Origin of the sequence: Streptomyces sp. JH14 (genome assembly GCF_029428675.1) — a bacterium.
Taxonomy (GTDB): Bacteria; Actinomycetota; Actinomycetes; order Streptomycetales; family Streptomycetaceae; genus Streptomyces.
Genome location: NZ_JAJNEL010000001.1, coordinates 5,385,492 through 5,402,954, shown reverse-complemented (window position 1 = coordinate 5,402,954; position 17,463 = coordinate 5,385,492). Strand labels below are relative to the sequence as shown.

Annotated in this window: 13 protein-coding genes; 5 read left to right on the top strand and 8 right to left on the bottom strand. The window is 71.8% G+C overall.

Translation table 11 applies throughout. The features are described 5' to 3' along the window. Positions 1-45 precede the first annotated feature (45 nt). From LRD69_RS24495 to LRD69_RS24480, 4 genes are read left to right on the top strand one after another with little or no spacing between them, the layout of a single operon-like run. Positions 46-1,116, top strand: a complete 1,071-nt coding sequence (locus LRD69_RS24495) for an ABC transporter permease (protein ID WP_277328692.1) — start codon at positions 46-48, stop codon at positions 1,114-1,116. Continuing rightward, positions 1,113-2,042: an ABC transporter permease gene (locus LRD69_RS24490; RefSeq protein ID WP_277328691.1), complete on the top strand. Its 930-nt coding sequence runs from the start codon at positions 1,113-1,115 to the stop codon at positions 2,040-2,042. Before LRD69_RS24495 ends, LRD69_RS24490 begins: the two co-directional genes overlap by 4 nt. Beyond that, a complete protein-coding gene (locus LRD69_RS24485) occupies positions 2,039-3,067 on the top strand; it encodes an ABC transporter ATP-binding protein (RefSeq protein WP_277328690.1) in 1,029 nt (342 codons plus the stop codon). Before LRD69_RS24490 ends, LRD69_RS24485 begins: the two co-directional genes overlap by 4 nt. Next, a complete protein-coding gene (locus tag LRD69_RS24480) occupies positions 3,064-4,059 on the top strand; it encodes an ABC transporter ATP-binding protein (protein ID WP_277328689.1) in 996 nt (331 codons plus the stop codon). The genes LRD69_RS24485 and LRD69_RS24480 overlap by 4 nt, the downstream gene beginning before the upstream one ends. 55 nt (positions 4,060-4,114) lie before the next feature. On the opposite strand, the gene LRD69_RS24475 is transcribed toward LRD69_RS24480, so the two are convergent. Further along, positions 4,115-4,771 (bottom strand): MarR family transcriptional regulator, encoded by a 657-nt coding sequence (locus LRD69_RS24475; protein WP_346771922.1) that lies wholly within the window; start codon positions 4,769-4,771, stop codon positions 4,115-4,117. A gap of 484 nt (positions 4,772-5,255) precedes the next feature. Between LRD69_RS24475 and LRD69_RS24470 the strand changes: the two genes are divergently transcribed. Next, positions 5,256-6,620 (top strand): MFS transporter, encoded by a 1,365-nt coding sequence (locus LRD69_RS24470; RefSeq protein WP_277328688.1) that lies wholly within the window; start codon positions 5,256-5,258, stop codon positions 6,618-6,620. A gap of 72 nt (positions 6,621-6,692) precedes the next feature. Here the strand turns inward: LRD69_RS24470 and LRD69_RS24465 are convergent, their stop codons facing one another. The 7 genes from LRD69_RS24465 to LRD69_RS24435 form a co-directional block, all read right to left on the bottom strand. Beyond that, positions 6,693-7,646 carry a bifunctional riboflavin kinase/FAD synthetase gene (locus LRD69_RS24465; protein ID WP_277328687.1) on the bottom strand — a complete coding sequence of 318 codons (954 nt, stop codon included), beginning with the start codon at positions 7,644-7,646 and terminating at the stop codon, positions 6,693-6,695. A gap of 43 nt (positions 7,647-7,689) precedes the next feature. Continuing rightward, complete coding sequence (locus LRD69_RS24460) at positions 7,690-11,403, bottom strand: serine protease (RefSeq protein ID WP_277328686.1); 3,714 nt, start codon at positions 11,401-11,403, stop codon at positions 7,690-7,692. 460 nt (positions 11,404-11,863) lie between these two features. Further along, positions 11,864-12,763, bottom strand: coding sequence for a tRNA pseudouridine(55) synthase TruB (gene truB / locus LRD69_RS24455; RefSeq protein WP_277328685.1), 900 nt, complete (start codon positions 12,761-12,763; stop codon positions 11,864-11,866). Beyond that, positions 12,760-13,233 carry a 30S ribosome-binding factor RbfA gene (gene rbfA / locus LRD69_RS24450; RefSeq protein WP_277328684.1) on the bottom strand — a complete coding sequence of 158 codons (474 nt, stop codon included), beginning with the start codon at positions 13,231-13,233 and terminating at the stop codon, positions 12,760-12,762. Before rbfA ends, truB begins: the two co-directional genes overlap by 4 nt. A 100-nt stretch (positions 13,234-13,333) precedes the next feature. Continuing rightward, a complete protein-coding gene (locus tag LRD69_RS24445; RefSeq protein ID WP_277328683.1) occupies positions 13,334-13,627 on the bottom strand; it encodes a DUF503 domain-containing protein in 294 nt (97 codons plus the stop codon). Between the two features lie 137 nt (positions 13,628-13,764). Beyond that, positions 13,765-16,866, bottom strand: coding sequence for a translation initiation factor IF-2 (infB, locus tag LRD69_RS24440; protein WP_277328682.1), 3,102 nt, complete (start codon positions 16,864-16,866; stop codon positions 13,765-13,767). Positions 16,867-17,016: 150 nt separating this feature from the next. Continuing rightward, positions 17,017-17,295 carry a YlxR family protein gene (locus LRD69_RS24435; protein WP_277328681.1) on the bottom strand — a complete coding sequence of 93 codons (279 nt, stop codon included), beginning with the start codon at positions 17,293-17,295 and terminating at the stop codon, positions 17,017-17,019. Positions 17,296-17,463: the final 168 nt, after the last annotated feature.

Sequence of the window (17,463 nt, the reverse complement as noted above, 5' to 3'; positions counted from 1 at the left end):
CCTTGCCGGCCCCTCCAGGTGCAGTACGAGCAACGAGAGTTCCTCATGACAGCTGACATCGCGCAGACCGCGGATGCGGACACCGACGGGCCTGCTCCGGCCGCGTCGGCGGCCGCCGACGGCCCACGGGCACGCAACACCAAGGTCTATCTCCAATACGTGGCGGCCAAGATCGCGGGAGCGGCCGTCTCCCTGTTCGCCGTTCTGGTCACCAGCTTCTTCCTCTTCCGTCTCATCCCCAGCGACCCCGTGAAGCAGATGACCGGCGGCCGCCCCGTCTCCGCCGAGCAGCTCGAGTCGCTCCGTCACCAGTTCGGTCTCGACCAGCCGCTCTGGCAGCAGTTCACCGGTTACGTGGGGGACGCGCTGACCGGGGACTTCGGTACCTCGTACCAGTTCCACGCCCCCGTCATCGACAAGATCACCGCAGCTCTGCCGGCCACGCTGCTGCTCACCGGCACGGCGTACGTCCTGTACACGGCGCTCGGCATCTGGCTGGGTACCCGTACCGCCTGGCGCAACGGCTCCCGCAGCGACCGCTTCAACACGGCGTTCGCGCTGACGCTCTACTCGGTGCCGTCGTTCTGGCTGGGTCTGCTCCTCATCATCGTCCTCTCGGTGGGCATCGGCCCGATCCCCGGCATGTTCCCGACGGGCGGTCTGGAGTCGGGCGGCGAGACGGGTCTCGCATACGTCCTCGACGTCGCGCATCACCTGGTCCTGCCGGTGATCACGCTCGTCGCGGTCGGATACGCACAGACGCTCCTCGTGATGCGGTCCTCGCTCCTCGACGAGATGGGCAGCGACTACCTGACGACGGCCAGGGCCAAGGGCCTGCGCGACGACGTCGTACGCCGCAAGCACGCAGTCCCGAACGCGATGCTCCCGACGTTCACGCTGATGTTCGTGAACCTGGGACATGTCGTGGCGGGGCAGATCCTGGTCGAGACGGTGTTCTCCTGGCCGGGGCTCGGCGGCCTCTTCTACCAGGCACTGAGCGTGCCCGATCTCCCCCTCGTCCAGGGGCTGTTCTTCGTCTTCGCCACCGCGGTGATCCTGGCGAACACCCTCGCCGATGTGCTCTATCCGCTGCTCGATCCCCGGGTGGGCCGATGACGACCGAACAACTGTCCGTACAGAACGACGCGGCCAAGAGCCCGCGCGCACTCGCCCGGGCCCGCAAGCGCCAGTCCCTGGCCCGCTTCTGGCGGGAGTACCGCACGCACCGGGGCGGCCTGTGGGGGCTGGCCGGACTCATCGCGATCGCGCTGATCGCGGTGTTCGCGCCCGCGCTGGTCGGCGACGACTCACAGAGCGTCACCGACGCACCGGGGGGCGCGCTCGAATCGCCCAGCGGTGAGTTCCCGCTCGGCACGGACCAGTTCGGACGCAGCGTCCTCGCCCTTCTGGTGTGGGGGGCGCGCGTCTCCCTCACCGTGGGGCTGCTCGCCGCGTTCCTGTGCGTGGCGATCGGCACGGTCGTCGGAATCGTCGCGGGCCACTTCCCCGGCTGGTACTCGACGGTGCTGATGCGTGTCACCGACTGGTTCCTCGTGATGCCGACCCTGGTCCTCGCGATCGCGCTCGCCACGGTGATGGACCGCTCCATCTGGACGGTCGTCCTCGCCATCGGTGTCACGACCTGGCCGACCACGGCGCGGCTCGTCCGCGCCCAGACACTCGCCGTGGAGTCCCGCCCGTACATCGAGCGCGCCCGCGCCCTGGGCGGCAGCCACGGGCACATCATGACCCGCCACGTCCTGCCGAACGTGATGCCGCTGGTGCTCGCGCAGACCACGCTCGCGATCTCCGCCGCGATCCTCACCGAGGCCACGCTCGCCTTCCTCGGCCTCGGCGACCCGACCATCACGTCCTGGGGCGGCATGCTCCAGGACGCGCGTGAGGCGGGCGCCGTGAGCGCGGGCGACTGGTGGTATCTGGCGCCGCCCGGAATCGCCATCGCCGTGGTCGCGCTGTCCTTCACGCTCTGCGGCCGGGCGATCGAGTCCGTCCTCAATCCCAAGCTGGGGGTGGCCCGTTGAGTACACCGAGCATCCGGAAGGCACCTCTTCTCGAGGTACGCGACCTCTCGGTGACGTACGCCGGCGGAGCCCGGGCGGTCCGCGGCGTGAACCTCACGGCCGAAGCCGGCCAGAAGGTCGGCATCGCCGGGGAGTCCGGGTGCGGCAAGTCGACGCTCGCACTCGCGCTGCTGCGGCTGCTGCCCGCCAGGACGAAGGTCACCGGCGAGATCCTGCTGAACGGCGAGGACGTCCTCACCATGAAGTGGGGGCAGGTCAGGGCCGTGCGCTGGGCGGGCGCCTCGATCGTGTTCCAGGGTGCGATGCACTCGCTCAACGCCGTGCACCGCATCGGGGACCAGATCACCGAACCGATCCTGCTGCACAAGAAGGCGACGCCGGCCGGCGCCAGGAAGAGGGCCGGTGAACTCCTTGAGCAGGTGGGGCTGCCGGCCGCGCGCGCCAACGCGTATCCGCATGAGCTCTCCGGCGGTCAGCGGCAGCGCGTGATGATCGCGATGGCGCTGGCCTGCGACCCGGGCCTGATCATCGCGGACGAGCCGACGACGGCCCTCGATGTGATGATCCAGGCGCAGATCCTGCGGCTGATCGGACAGCTGGTGTCCCTCCAGGACCTGGGCCTCATCATGATCAGTCACGACCTGGCGGTGCTGTCGGACACCTGTGACCGGCTCGCCGTGATGTACGCGGGGCGGGTCGTGGAGGAGGGCCCGGCCTCCGAGGTCTTCGAGAGCGCGCACCACCCGTACAGCAAGGCCCTGTCGGGCGCCTTCCCGCGGATCGGCGACCGGTCCTCCCGGTTCGCTCCCCGCGGGCTGCCCGGTGACCCGCCGGACCCGTCGGCGCTGCCGGCCGGCTGCACGTTCCATCCGCGCTGTCCGGTGGCGCTGGACTCCTGCACCACGCAGGACCAGGAGCTGCGGGACGCCGGGACGGCGCGGCGGGCGGCCTGTGTGCTGGTGGAGCCGGGGGCGGTCGGCGCCCCGCTCCTGCCGGGCGCCGAGGAAGCGAGGAGCACATCATGACCGCCACCACTCCCCTGCTCAGCGCCGAGGGGCTGAAGGTCACCTTCCCCGGCCGGCGCGGCGCCGCGACGGCGCGCGCCGTGGACGGCGTCGATCTGGACATCCGGCCCGGTGAGATCGTCGCGCTGGTCGGCGAGTCCGGGTGCGGCAAGACGACACTGGCCCGCTCCCTGCTGGGGCTCGTCCCTCCGACGGCCGGGGCGGTCACGTTCGACGGCAAGCCGCTCGACTACGCGGGCCGTGCGCTCAAGGCGTACCGCAAGCGGGTGCAGCTGGTGCTCCAGGACCCCAGCGGTTCGCTCAACCCGCGGCACACGGTGTACGACGCGGTGGCGGAGGGCCTGCGGATCCACGGGTACGCGGGGGACGAACGGGCCGCCGTGGAGCAGGCCCTGTCGCGGGCGGGGCTGCGGCCCCCCGAGCGGTTCTTCCTGCGCTACCCGCACGAGCTGTCGGGCGGTCAGCGCCAGCGCATCGTGATCGCGGGCGCCCTCGTCCTGGAGCCGGAACTCATCGTGGCCGACGAGCCGGTGGCCTCGCTGGACGCGTCGGTGCGCGGCGAGATCCTGGCCCTGATGCTGCGTCTGCGGGACGAGCTGGGTCTGTCCGCGCTGGTGGTCACGCACGACCTCGGTCTGGCGTGGAACATCGCCGACCGGGTCGCCGTCATGTATCTCGGCCGGATCGTCGAGACGGGCGAGGTCGAGCAGGTCCTCACGGCTCCGCAGCATCCGTACACCCAGGCCCTGCTGTCGGTGCTGCCGGAGGCCGGGGGCGATCCGGTGATCCTGACGGGCGAACCGCCGGACCCGTCCAAGGTGCCGTCCGGCTGCCGGTTCCATGCGCGCTGCCAGATCCTCGCCTCGGGCGAGGCGGAGCGGGCGGGGGTGGCGGACGCGTGCCGCACGAAGGACCTGCCCGTGCTCGCCGGGGGCGGGGAGGCGCAGGTGGCGTGCCACTGGGCGAACGCGGTGGTGGGCGCGCAGTCCTGAGGCGTCGGCCGAGGCCGGCCGGGGGTGTGTCCGGCCTCGGCCTGTGCATGGTGCCTCAGCGCTCAGACACCGAGTGCTGGGTGGCCGTCCGGCCCTCCCGGACGGCCACCGCGGCCGCCCCGGGATCCGGCGGTGTCCGTTCCGCCGTCTCCAGGGAGCGCTCCAGCTTGCCGAGCAGCCGGCCCAGCTGACGCCGCTCGGCCTCGGTCAGCTCGGCCAGCATCCGCTCCTCATTGGCGAAGTGCGCGACCGCGACCACGTCGGCGATCTCGATCCCCCGGTCGGTGAGCCGCGCGTGGACGACTCTGCGGTCGCCGGGATCGCGCTCCCGGGTCACCAGACCTGCCTTCTCCAGCCGGTCCAGACGCAGCGTGATACCGCCCGTGGTGACCAGGGATATATCGGCGAGTTCACCGGCAGTGCACCGGTAGGGCGGCCCTGACCTGCGCAGAGCTGCGAGGACGTCGAAGGACGCCATGTTCAGGTCGAAGCAGTCGAAGAGGTCGGACAGCAGTCCCTGGTAGCGCAGGAAACTGCGGTGGAGCCGCCCGAGCACCTCCATCGGGGAGGCGTCGAGAGAGGGCAGCTCCCGCTTCCACTGCTCAAGAATGAGGTCGACCGCGTCGGGGCTGCCGGAAGCTCTACGAGTCATGTGCGGTGGGAGCACGGCGGCGGCGCCGGGATCCCGCGCCTCCTTCCGGGAGTCGAGCATGCGGTGCGACGGTGGCTGCCCACGATACAACCGGCGCCCGTCACCGGACCCTTGTGGCGGCTGTCCCCAGGTGCTAGAAATCTCAGCATTAGCTATTTCAGTTGTTAGATAACTCTCCGTGGCACCACTGGTGGTCCATCGTTGCGTCACTCCAGGAGGCACGGTCCGCATGCTCCTGCTCCCCACCGGGTCGATGACGCCCACCTGGAGCACCCTCCCCGACTTCACCCCGGAACGCCCCCAGTGGCGGCCGAGACCTTGATTTCGGGGGCACGACCCCGGGAGCGCCCGCAACCGCGCCGACCTGCGCCGACCCATGGCTCATCAGCCACGGGCCGGTGAGCCATGCCCGGACTCACTCGCCACCCGAAATGCCTGGTCGGACAGGGTTCACTTCGTTATGAAATCTAAGTGCTTAGTTATTGACCCCTAAGACACTTCTTCCTAAGGTCACCGCAACTCCTCTGTTCGCGGAAGGATCCCCATGTCAATCGTGGCCACCGGCCCCACCGTGAGCTCCATCTCGGCCAGGCTCGAACGCCTGCCGAGCTCCCGCTGGCACATCAAGGTCCGTACGCTGATCGGCACCGTCACGTTCTTCGAGGCGTTCGACCAGCTGCTGACCGCCTCCGCACTGCCCGTCCTGTCCGAACAGTGGAAGCTGAGCACCGGCCAGGGCACGATGATCATCACCGCTGGTTCGGTCGGCATGCTGCTCGGTGCCCTCGTCGCCGGCTGGCTCGGCGACCGCATCGGCCGCGTCCGTACCGTCGCACTCGGCGTTGCCGTGACCGCACTGGCCAGCCTCGCCGTCGCCGTCTCGCCCGGCTTCGCCCTGTTCACCGCCTTCCGGTTCATCCAGGGACTCGGCATCGGCGGCGTCGTACCCGTCGCCGCCACGTACATCAACGAGATAGCGCGCGCCGACCACCGCGGCCGGTTCGTGCTGCTGTACGAGCTCATCTTCCCGGCCGGTCTCGCCACGGCGACCCTCGTCGCCAGCTGGGTGGTACCCAGCTTCGGCTGGCGCGTGATGTTCCTGATCGGCGCCCTGCCGGTGCTGCTGGTGGTCGTCCTGCGCCGCCAGGTCCCCGAGTCGCCCCGCTGGCTGCTCTCCCGCGGCCGGGTGGAGGAGGCCGAACAGGTCATCGCCCGGATCGAGCAGGACGTCGAGAAGTCCATCGGCGCCCCGCTGCCGGAGGCCGGTCCCGCGACAGCCGTCGAGACGGCCCGCGGCGGCCTGCGCGACCTGTTCACCGGCCGCTATCTGCGGCGCACGGTCGTCGTCTCGGGGCTGTGGTTCGTCGCGTACTACGTCAACCACGGCATCGCGACCTGGCTGCCCTCGCTCTACACCAAGACGTTCGGCCTCGATCTGCGCACCGCGCTGAACTACTCGCTGCTGAGCAATGTGACCGGGCTGATCGGCTGTCTTCTCGTCGCCCTGGTCATCGACCGGGTGGGACGCCGGGTCTCGCTCACCGTCGGGCTCGGCGGCGCGGCGGTCGCCCTGCTCTCCCTGGCCGTCTCCGGTGCCACCTCGGGCGGGCAGGTCGCGGTCTGGGCATCGGTCGCGACACTCTTCGTCTTCGCGACCAACGTCAGCCTGTACCTCTACACACCGGAGCTGTACCCGACCCGCAGCCGTGCGCGTGGGGCGGCGTTCGGCGGGGTGTGGAACAGGCTGGGTGTCATCCTCGGGCCGATCGTGGTCGGCGCGATCATCGGTTCCGGCGGCAGCCTGGCGACGGTCTTCACCCAGCTGGGCTGTATCGCGGTGGTGGGAGCGGTGATCGCACTGTTCGCGGTGGAGACCAAGGGGAAGACGCTGGAGGAACTCAACTCCTGAGTCGCTCCCGCCCAAGGCTCCGGCCGGGACCGCAGTACGCGGTCCCGGCCGGAGCCTTGGGCGGGAGAAGGATCAGCCGCGTTCGTACGCCGCCACCAGCTCGCTCGCCCGCTTCACATCGGCGGCCATCGCCACCAGCAGGTCGTCGATCGAGTCGAACTTCTGCATCCCGCGGACGTACGCGAGGAAGTCGACGGAGACATGGAGTCCGTACAGATCAAGACCCACGCGGTCGATGGCGTACGCCTCCACCGTCCGCTCCGTGCCGTCGAACTGCGGGTTCGTACCGACCGAGATCGCGGCGGGCATCGCCTCGCCGCTCGCGTTCAGCCAGCCCGCGTACACGCCGTCGGCGGGGATCGCGGTGTGCGGCAGCGTCTCCACGTTCGCCGTCGGGAAGCCCAGATCGCGGCCGCGCTGTGCGCCGCGGACCACGATGCCCTCGACACGGTGCGGACGGCCGAGGATCTCGGCGGCCCCCGCCACATCGCCCTCGGCGACGAGCCGGCGGGTCAGGGTGGACGAGAACGGCTCGCCGCCGCCCGCCTCTCCGGTCACATACAGGTCGATGACCTCGACGCCGTAGTCGTAGGTCGCGCCGAACTCCCTGAGCAGCTCCACGTTCCCCGCGGCCCGGTGGCCGAACCGGAAGTTGGGGCCCTCGATGACGACCTGCGCATGCAACTTGTCGACCAGCACCTTCACGATGAAGTCGGTCGGCGCCAGCTTCGAGAACTCGGTCGTGAACGGCAGGATCAGCAGCGCGTCCACACCCAGCTCGGCCATCAGCTCGGCACGCCGGTGGTGCGGGGCCAGCAGCGGCGGATGGCTGCCGGGCCGCACGACCTCGCTGGGGTGGGGGTCGAACGTCACGACGACCGACGGCACACCCAGCTCACGCGCGCGCTCCACGGCCCTGCCGATGATCAGCTGGTGCCCGCGGTGCACCCCGTCGTAGGAGCCGATGGTGACGACGCTGCGTCCCCAGTCCTGGGGGATGTCCTCCAAGCCACGCCAGCGCTGCACTGTGACCGCTCCTCGCCCGAACCTGTGTACGTGGGTTTATCTCTTACGCAGGTCTAAGACTGCCATGCTCCCGAGCCGCGGCCTGCATCGGCATCGTCATCACGGTGCACAGGGCCTCCACGGTCCGCCGCGCACCGGGGCCCACGACGGCCGCCCACTCCTGCGCGGCGTCGGCCAGCCACCCGGTGACCAGTTCCGCGAATCCGGGCACGTCACGGGCCAGTTCGACGAGCCTGCGGTCGAAGCGGGCAGCGCCTTCGGGGGTGCGGACCAGCAGCATCGCGGTGCGGTGGACCAGGGCCCGGGTGCGGACGGGCGCACGCCGGGCGGATCCGGTCGCTGCCGCGCACAGCAGTGCCTCGAGCACGATCGGGTCACGGTGGGCGCCCTGCTCGAACTCCAGCAGCACCTCGAGGAGCTCGGCACGCACGGCCCCGGACGCCGGGGTGCCGGGCGCGGCGAGTACCCCGGCGAGCGCGCCACGCACAGCCGCGGGGGCCGGAGGGTCCCGCAGCAGGCCGGTCACCAGAGGCAGCAGCAGGGCGCGGGCGGCGGGCCCGTGCTCCAGCCTGCGGTCGATGTACGCGGCGGTCTGCGGGCCGCCCTCCGGATGGCTGTCGACGTACGCCCGCACCAGACCCGCCGCGTGCAGGGCCAGCGCCGGGGCGTCGATCCCGGCGAGCGAGCGCAGCACCTCGCCCGCACCGTCCCCGGGCCGGGTGAGCGCCTCGCGGAAAGCAGCGATCACCGGCTCGCGGTGGGTCGGCAGCGCGACGGCGAGCTCGGCCGCGGACAGGTGCGGATCGCCCTCCGCGAAGACCCGCAGGGCCTGGGGAAGACAGCGGTCCCGGGTGTGCTGATCCCGTACGAGAAGGATCAGCGCGGCTCCGTGCAGGTCGACGTCGGCGGGGCGCGCCAGCAGAGCGAGCGCGGAGCGGCGCAGCAGTTCGCGGTCGGCATCGGCGGTGACGTGCGGTGCGGTGACGAGCCCGTACGAGGCTGCCGCGACGCGCCGGGCACGCCGGTCGTCGTCGCGGGCCCAGCGTTCGACGGCCCGGCACAGCGCGGCCGGCTCGTCCTCGGCCAGCGCGGCGAGCAGCTCGTCGGCACGCGGGTGGACGGTCGCGACGAGGGCGTCCGCCAGAGCGTCGACGGCGAGGCCGCGGCGGGAATGGAGGAGCGCCTGAGCCGCGGCGGCGACCGTCGGCCGCATCTCCTCACCGTCCTCGGCGGGCAGCGGGCGCTCGTCCGTGAACCAGAGGCAGAGCAGGGGCTGTACGGTCCGGGGCCGCTCGGCGAGCCGCCGGGCGACCGCATCGAGGAACCGCTCCTCGCCGCTGCCGCCGTCCCCGCCGCGGCACGCGACGACGCGCCCCGGCCGGGGGTCGCGACCGGCGTCCCCGCCGTCTCCCCGCGGCGGACCGTCCACGGGCACCAGCCGTCGCAGCAGATCGATCCGGTCCGCTTCCGGCAGCCGCAGCCGCCGCCAGAACCACGGCCCGAACTCGGCATACGCCCCGAGCGGTCCCCCGGCGTCCGACCGCCGGACGATGCGCCCGGCCAGGAGCCGCAGCACCCCGAGGTGCGACCCGGCATCGGGGACGCGGAGCAGCGTCTGCAGCAGGAGGTGAGCGGCCCACCACGAGGCATCGCCCGATGGAGCGGTGTCCTCGGCGGCACCGGGCCGAGCGACGCGTTCGGCCCCGTCGGGCAGAGCAGCACGCCCAGCGGCGGCACCTGCCCGGACAGCCCGCCCGACCGCACCGGGTGCGGCAGAGCCCTCGTACGGAACGGCCTGAGCTGCGCCCTCGTGCGGCACGGCCGAAGCCGTCGTCGGCACGGCGCTCTGCCGACGGCCGGTGCCTGGGCCGTCCGTCCTCGTCGGCAGACGGTCCATCGCATCGATCAGATCGGCCAGCCGGTGGGACAGCGCGGCAGCGCCGTGCCTGCGGCCCAGGAGCAGGAGGGCCTGGATCACCGGGCCGATCCGATGGCGCGGTACGGGGAGGGTGTGGGGACCACGAGCAGGCAGGGGCGCCGGTGCCGGAACCGCCTCGGCTCCGCGCCCGCGTCCCAGCACCGGTGCCGCAGGCCATGCGGATCCGGCTCCCCGCCCCTGGCCCCGCGCACCCGTGCTCCATGCCCCTCGGTGCCCCTGCCGCGGGCCGCGGGGAGCCGGAACGCGCCCCTCCGGGGCCCCGGCCGCACCGCCCGGTCCCGCCTCGTGCCACCGGTGCACCAGCGACCGCAGCGCCACGTCCAGATCCAGATGGGCGCCCTGCACCCAGTCCCCCAGCTCCTCGTGGGCGAAGCGGTAGCCCGCACCCGCCGGGACCAGCAGGCCCTCGGTGAGAACCGCCGACGCCCAGCCCGTACGCCAGGGAAAGATCTCCTCGAACGCCGCCCGGTCCAGCTCCCCCTGTCCCGGCCCCAGACAGCGCCGCGCCGCCTCGTGGACCTGCCCCGCCACCTGGGCGGCCAGCCGCCGCACCGCCGTGCCCCTGAGCGCCGGACGGGACGCCGCAGCGATCCGGACCGCGATCCGCAGGCACATCAGGTCCAGATGGGCGCCGAAGACGTGGTCCGTGTCGGGCCGCCCGGGAACGTCTCCGGGGAGTGCCGCGCGTACCTCGGCGAGCAGCCGCAGGGTGAGCGGATGCCGGTCGTGGCCGGGGGCCAGGGCGTCGGCCGGGATGGCGTACCGCTCCCGGGCCTGTTCGGCCTGGCTCGCGGTGAGGTCGTCGAGCCGGACGGCGGACGGCAGCCGCCGGGCGGGTCCCGCGGGGCGGTGCAGCGCTCCGGGCGGGCAGAGCACACCGGCCGTCTCCCAGTGCTCGGGCCGGCAGGCGACCACCATCCGGGCCCCGTTGCCGCGCAGCCAGTCCACCGTTCCCGCCGTCCACCGTTCCAGCCGGTGGGCGAGCACGGGCGGCATCTCCTCGGGACCGTCCAGCAGGACGAGCAGGGGGCTGCCGGAGTCGGCGGCGAGCCGGGCGACCCGTTCGGGGGTGGCCGTGGCCATGTCGCCGCCCGCCCCGGCCGCGGTGACGATCCGCCCGGCCCGGCCCAGCGTGCGGGCGACGGCGTCGGCGACCGAGGCGTCGTCGGCCAGCAGATCGGCTCCGCGGAGCCAGAGGGTGAGGGCGGGTTCGCTACCGCGCGCCCGGCGGGCCGCGAGCGCGGCAAGTTCGGTGGTGCGGCCGGTGCCGGGTTCGCCGACGAGGCCGAGGACCACTGCGGCACGCCGCCCGGCGCCCGTGAACGCCGTGATCTCCTGGGTGATGTCCGGGCGTTCGACCGGATCGGGCCGGGCGCCCGGGCCGCCCGCGGACCCGATGGACATCGCGGCGAGCTGCAGGGCGCCTGCGAGATTGAGGTCGCGCCCGTACCCGGGGACCGTCGTCGCGTTGCGCCGCAGCAACGCGCCCAGCGGCCCGTCTGCGCCGGCGAGCGGCACCGCGAATCCGGCGGCGGCGTGCTCACCGCGCAGAGCCGTGCCGAGCACGGCGATGACCGCGCCGGTCTCCGGATCGAGCACGGGTCCGCCGACCGCCGCACCCCGCAGCCGCAGCGCATCGCTGCCGTCCGTGCCGAGCGCCAGTTCCATCGCCGCGCCGACCCGGTGCGAGCGGCCGCCTGCGGTGTACGTCACCGGGGCCACGCCCAGTACCCGCGCCTCGCGCCAGCCGTGGGCGCAGAGGCGTACGTAGGTACCGGCTTCGATCCCGTCCCGCAGGACGATCGGCAACGGTTCCACGCCGAGCGCGTCGGGCCCCCGGTGTGCACCAGCGCGAGACCCAGCTCGGGGAGCGCGGTGACGGCGTCGCTCGCGACACGGCAGCGGCGATCCCCTGTCCCGTACAGGACAAGATGATCAGGACCGTCGACCGCTTCGTGGCTCGTGACGACCGTGCCGCGGTCGTCGGCGACGAACCCCGTCCCCCGCGGCCGGCCGGCCGGATCGCAGATACGCACCAGCGTCGGCCGGTCCCCGCTTCCCATGGTCCGACGGTAGGTCGCCAATGATCAACGCGACCTGCGTTCGGGCCAAGAGCGCCCCCAGTGCACCCCCGATTCACTCCGTGCGCCTGCTCTTTGGGGTGAATCAGCAGGTTCTGGTGGACAGACACCGGAGGGGGCTCGTGGAGCGGGCGGGGGGTTGCCCGCTCCACGAGGGAGGTCCGGCGGCGGTGCCGGCGCGGCCGGCCGTCAGACCATCAGCCGAAGACGGCGAGGCTCTTGGCCTTGCCCCTCTGCTCCTCGACCAGCACCAGGAAGGTCCCGTCGGGCCCGAAGACCGCGACCGGCCCCGCCGGATACGAGGGCATGTCCAGCCGCACGCCGTTCAGCAGCAGCTTGGCCCGCTTCTCGTCCACGTCCCAGCGCGGGAACGCCGCGGCGGCGGCCTCCGCGATCGGCATCACGGTCAGCGTCTCCTGATGCTGATCGAGGGTCCGCGCCGCATCGAGGCCGTAGGGACCGACACGGGTGCGCCGCAGAGCGGTCAGATGCCCGCCGACTCCCAGCCCGGCGCCGAGGTCGCGGGCGAGCGCGCGGATGTACGTACCGGAGGAGCAGACGACGGAGACGACCAGGTCGACGACCGGGGTCCCGTCCTCCGCGACCGCCTCGCGGACGTCGTAGACCTTGAAGGACGAGACCGTCACCGGGCGGGCCGGGATCTCGAACTCCTCGCCGCCGCGCACGCGCGCGTACGACCGCTTGCCGTCGATCTTGATGGCACTGACCTTGGACGGCACCTGCATGATCGCCCCGGTCAGCGCCGCGACACCGGCGTCGATGCCCTCACGCGTGACGCCCGACGCATCGGTGGACGCGGTGATCTCGCCCTCCGCGTCATCCGTGACGGTGTCCTGGCCGAGCCGGATCGTGCCGAGGTACTCCTTCTCGGTCAGTGCGAGATGGCCGAGGAGCTTGGTGGCCTTCTCGACACCGAGAACGAGAACGCCGGTCGCCATCGGGTCCAGCGTGCCGGCGTGGCCGACGCGGCGGGTGCGGGCGATGCCACGCATCTTGGCGACGACGTCGTGCGAAGTGAAGCCGGACGGCTTGTCGACGATGACAAGGCCGTCCGGCGTCCTGTTCTGCTGTGTCATGCGGAGGCTGAGCCCTCGTTCTCGTCGGAGTCGTCGGACTCGTCGGTGTCGTCCTCCGGCTTGCGGTACGGGTCGGCGTCGCCTGCGTACGTCGCACCGGTGGACACCTCGCGCACCGCCGCGTCCTTGGCCCGCGCCTTGTCGAGGAGGTCCTCGATGGTGCGGGCGTTGTCCGGCAGGGCGTCCGGGACGAAGGCCAGGGTCGGCGTGAACCGGACCCCGGTCTGCCGGCCGACCTCGGAACGGAGCACGCCCTTGGCGCTCTCCAGCGCGGCGGCGGAGGCCGCCCGCTCCTCGTCGTCGCCGTAGACCGTGTAGAAGACCGTGGCCTCCCGCAGGTCTCCGGTGACCCGGGCGTCCGTGATGGTCACGAATCCGAGCCGCGGATCCTTGATACGCCGGTCCAGGGTCTCCGCGACCACGACCTGGATGCGATCGGCCAGCTTGCGGGCCCGCGCGTTGTCGGTCACCGGTCCGTCACTCTTCCTTCTGGGTTGCTTACGGTCCGACGCCGGCCGCGTCCGGTGCTTGCGCGTCCGGCGCTGCCGCGTCGGGCAGTTCTGACGTTGTTCAGTCTTCGTCGGTGTGCAGCCGCCGTCGAACCGACAGCAGCTCCACCTCGGGCCGGGCGGCGACGAGCCGCTCGCACCGGTCCAGTACGTCCGTGAGGTGTCCGGTGTCCCCGGAGACCACGGCAAGGCCGATCTCTGCCCTGCGGTGGAGATCCTGTCCGCCCGTCTCCGCCGCACTCACCGCGTATTTGCGCTGCAGTTCGGCGACGATCGGCCGGACGATGGAGCGTTTCTCCTTCAACGACCGTACGTCGCCGAGGAGCAGATCGAAGGACAGTGTCCCCACATACATGGATGTCCGGATGTCCCGCCGGTTCGGGTTCGCGCCCTGCCAGCATTTGGCAGGGACACAAGAACCGTACACGGAACGGCCGGGGCCGATCGACGGAAATACGACCCGTCGACCGGCCCCGACTGTTGAGGTACGGGTCAGCCTCGCGGCTTCTCGCGCATCTCGTACGTCGCGATGACGTCGTCGATCTTGATGTCGTTGAAGTTTCCGAGGTTGATACCGCCCTCGAAGCCTTCGCGGATCTCGGTGACGTCGTCCTTGAAGCGGCGCAGACCGGAGATGTTGAGGTTCTCCGCGATGACCTTGCCATCGCGCAGCAGGCGCGCCTTGGTGTTGCGCTTGACCTCGCCGGACCGGACCAGCACACCGGCGATGTTGCCCAGCTTGGACGAACGGAAGATCTCGCGGATCTCCGCCGTACCGAGCTCGACCTCTTCGTACTCCGGCTTGAGCATGCCCTTGAGGGCCGCTTCGATCTCTTCGATCGCCTGGTAGATGACCGAGTAGTAGCGAACGTCCACACCTTCGCGCTCGGCCATCTGCTGCGCACGCCCTGCGGCGCGCACGTTGAAGCCGATCACGATGGCGTCGGAGCCGGTCGCCAGGTCGATGTCCGACTCGGTGACCGCACCCACACCGCGGTGCAGGACCCGGATGTCGACCTCTTCACCGACGTCGAGCTGGAGCAGCGAGGACTCGAGAGCCTCCACCGAACCGGACGCGTCGCCCTTGATGATGAGGTTGAGTTCCTGGACCAGACCGGCCTTGAGCGCCTCGTCCAGGTTCTCCAGGGAGAACCTGACGCCCTTGCGGGCGAAGTTGGCGTTGCGCTCACGGGCGGCACGCTTCTCGGCGATCTGACGGGCCGTACGGTCCTCGTCGACCACCAGGAAGTTGTCGCCGGCGCCCGGGACGTTGGTGAGACCGAGGACGAGGACGGGGGTCGACGGACCCGCTTCCTCGACGTTCTCGCCCTTGTCGTCGAGCATCGCGCGGACTCGGCCGTACGCGTCGCCGACCACCATCGTGTCGCCGACCCGCAGGGTGCCTCGCTGGACCAGGACGGTCGCAACGGCACCACGGCCGCGGTCGAGGTGGGACTCGATCGCAATACCCTGCGCGTCCTGCTCCGGGTTGGCCCGCAGGTCGAGCGAGGCGTCGGCGGTGAGGACGACGGCCTCCAGAAGAGCCTCGATGTTGAGGCCCTGCTTGGCGGAGATGTCGACGAACATCGTGTCGCCGCCGTACTCCTCGGCCACCAGACCGAACTCGGTGAGCTGACCGCGCACCTTGGTCGGGTCGGCACCCTCGACGTCGATCTTGTTGACCGCGACCACGATCGGCACGTCGGCCGCCTTGGCGTGGTTCAGCGCCTCGATCGTCTGGGGCATCACACCGTCGTTCGCCGCCACCACGAGGATCGCGATGTCGGTGGACTTCGCACCACGGGCACGCATGGCGGTGAACGCCTCGTGACCCGGGGTGTCGATGAAGGTGATCCTGCGGTCCTCACCGTTGACCTCGGAGGAGACCTGGTACGCACCGATGTGCTGCGTGATGCCGCCGGCCTCGCCCGCAACGACGTTCGTCTTGCGGATCGCGTCCAGCAGTCGGGTCTTACCGTGGTCGACGTGACCCATGACGGTCACGACCGGCGGACGCGAGACCAGAGCCTCTTCGCCGCCCTCGTCCTCGCCGAACTCGATGTCGAAGGACTCGAGCAGCTCGCGGTCCTCCTCCTCCGGGCTGACGATCTCCAGGACGTAGTTCATCTCGTCGGCGAGCAGCTTCAGAGTGTCGTCGGAGACGGACTGCGTGGCGGTGACCATCTCGCCGAGGTTCATCATCACGGCGACGAGCGACGCCGGGTTGGCGTTGATCTTCTCCGCGAAGTCGGTGAGGGAGGCACCGCGCGACAGACGGACGGACTGCCCGTTGCCGCGAGGCAGCATGACGCCGCCCACCGACGGGGCCTGCATGGCCTCGTACTCCTGGCGCCTCTGCCGCTTCGACTTGCGGCCACGACGCGCGGGACCGCCGGGACGGCCGAACGCACCCTGCGTGCCACCACGGCCGCCGGGGCCGCCGGGGCGTCCACCGAAGCCGGGACGACCGCCGAAGCCGCCGCCGCCACCACCGGGACGACCTGCGCCGCCACCGCCACCGCCGCCACCGGGACGACCGGCGAAACCGCCGCCGCCGCCACCGGGACCGGCCGGACGGCCTGCGAAGCCGCCGCCACCGGGACGACCGGCACCACCGGGACGGCCTGCGCCGCCACCGGGACCACGGCCACCGCCGGGGCCACCACCGGGACGCGGGCCGGCAGCGGGACGCTGCGGCATCATGCCCGGGTTCGGACGGTTACCACCGGGCGCCCCGCCCGGACGAGGAGCCTGCGGACGGGGCATGCCGCCCGGGGTCGGACGGGCACCGCCCTGGCCCTGCGGGCGCGGGGCGCCACCGGGGCCGCCCTGCGGACGCGGGGCGCCCGGACGCTCCTGGCCGCCGCCGGGACGCGGGGCGCCGCCGGGACGGGGTGCCTGCGGACGGGCCATGCCCGTCGAGCCACCGGAGGTGAAGGGGTTGTTGCCCGGACGGGGACCCGCCGGACGTGCGCCGCCGGGGCGCGGGGCGCCCTGGCCTGCGGGACGGGCCGGACGGTCGCCGCCACGGCCACCGTCGCGCTCGCCACCACGGCCGCCGTCACGCTGACCGCCGGCCGGAGCCGGACGGGCGGGACGCGGGCCGGGGGTGCCACCCGCGGGACGCGGGGCCTGCTGCGGCGCGGCCGGCTGGGCCGGCGCCGGAGCGGAGAACTCTGCCGCGGGCACCGGGGTGACCGGAGCGGGCTTCGGCGCAGGCTTCGGACCCGGACGCGGGCCCGCAGACGGCGCGGAAGGCGCGGCAGCGGAAGGAGTGCTGCCGGGGGCCTCGGCTGCGGCCGGCTTGGGGGCCGGGGCGCCGGGCTTCGGGGCAGCGGGACGTGCCGCAGCGGCCGGGGACGGCGCTGCGGGCTTTGCGGGCGCGGCCTTGCGGGGCGCGCCAGGCTTCGCAGCGGACTTGCCGGCGTTGCCGCCGGGCCCCTGCAGTGCGTCAGTCAACTTGCGTACAACCGGCGCCTCGATCGTCGAGGACGCCGAACGGACGAATTCACCGAGTTCTTGGAGCTTGGCCATGACGACCTTGCTCTCGACGCCGAACTCCTTGGCGAGTTCGTATACCCGGACCTTAGCCACTTCGCTCCTTTTAGGTCCGGGTTACCGCCGGACCGTCGCTACTTCATGGGCGTACTCATCGCGTACTCATCGAGTGCTCATCGCAATCTCGACCTACTTCCAACTCGCGAGGTACCTGACCGCACGGGGTCCCGTGCCGTTCTCGATTTCTTACGGTGTCACCCGCTCGACGTACCGCTGCAGAGCCGCGGAATCGAACGGCCCCTTGGCCTTGAAGGCCCGGGGGAATGCCCGGCGGCGAACCGCCAGGTCCAGACAGACAGTGACGGGGTGCATATATGCACCCCGGCCGGGCAGCGTACCGCGCGGGTCAGGGACACATTCGTCCCCGTCCGCCACGATGCGCAGCAGCGCGCTCTTGGCCGCTCGCTCCCGGCATCCCACACAGGTTCGCTCAGGGCAAGCGCGGGCGTGCGTCCGGCCAGACACGGTTAAGTCTACCTCCCCGCACCGACCTCACCCCTTTGGGGCAAAAATCGAACGGATGTTGTCGTGATCTCGGCGCGGAATCGCCTTGATCTGCTCCCCGGGACCGGTGTCGCTCCCGGGCTCCGGACCGCTTCGGTCCCTTCCCGTCCGGATCGGTCCACCATCCGG

Excerpts from the sequence above, each read along its gene's own strand:
- LRD69_RS24475 (WP_346771922.1), bottom strand. The coding sequence starts at position 4,771 with ATGCTCGACTCCCGGAAGGAGGCGCGGGATCCCGGCGCCGCCGCCGTG.
- LRD69_RS24480 (WP_277328689.1), top strand. The coding sequence starts at position 3,064 with ATGACCGCCACCACTCCCCTGCTCAGCGCCGAGGGGCTGAAGGTCACC.
- truB (WP_277328685.1), bottom strand. The coding sequence starts at position 12,763 with ATGACACAGCAGAACAGGACGCCGGACGGCCTTGTCATCGTCGACAAG.
- LRD69_RS24495 (WP_277328692.1), top strand. The coding sequence starts at position 46 with ATGACAGCTGACATCGCGCAGACCGCGGATGCGGACACCGACGGGCCT.
- LRD69_RS24490 (WP_277328691.1), top strand. The coding sequence starts at position 1,113 with ATGACGACCGAACAACTGTCCGTACAGAACGACGCGGCCAAGAGCCCG.
- LRD69_RS24470 (WP_277328688.1), top strand. The coding sequence starts at position 5,256 with ATGTCAATCGTGGCCACCGGCCCCACCGTGAGCTCCATCTCGGCCAGG.
- LRD69_RS24445 (WP_277328683.1), bottom strand. The coding sequence starts at position 13,627 with ATGTATGTGGGGACACTGTCCTTCGATCTGCTCCTCGGCGACGTACGG.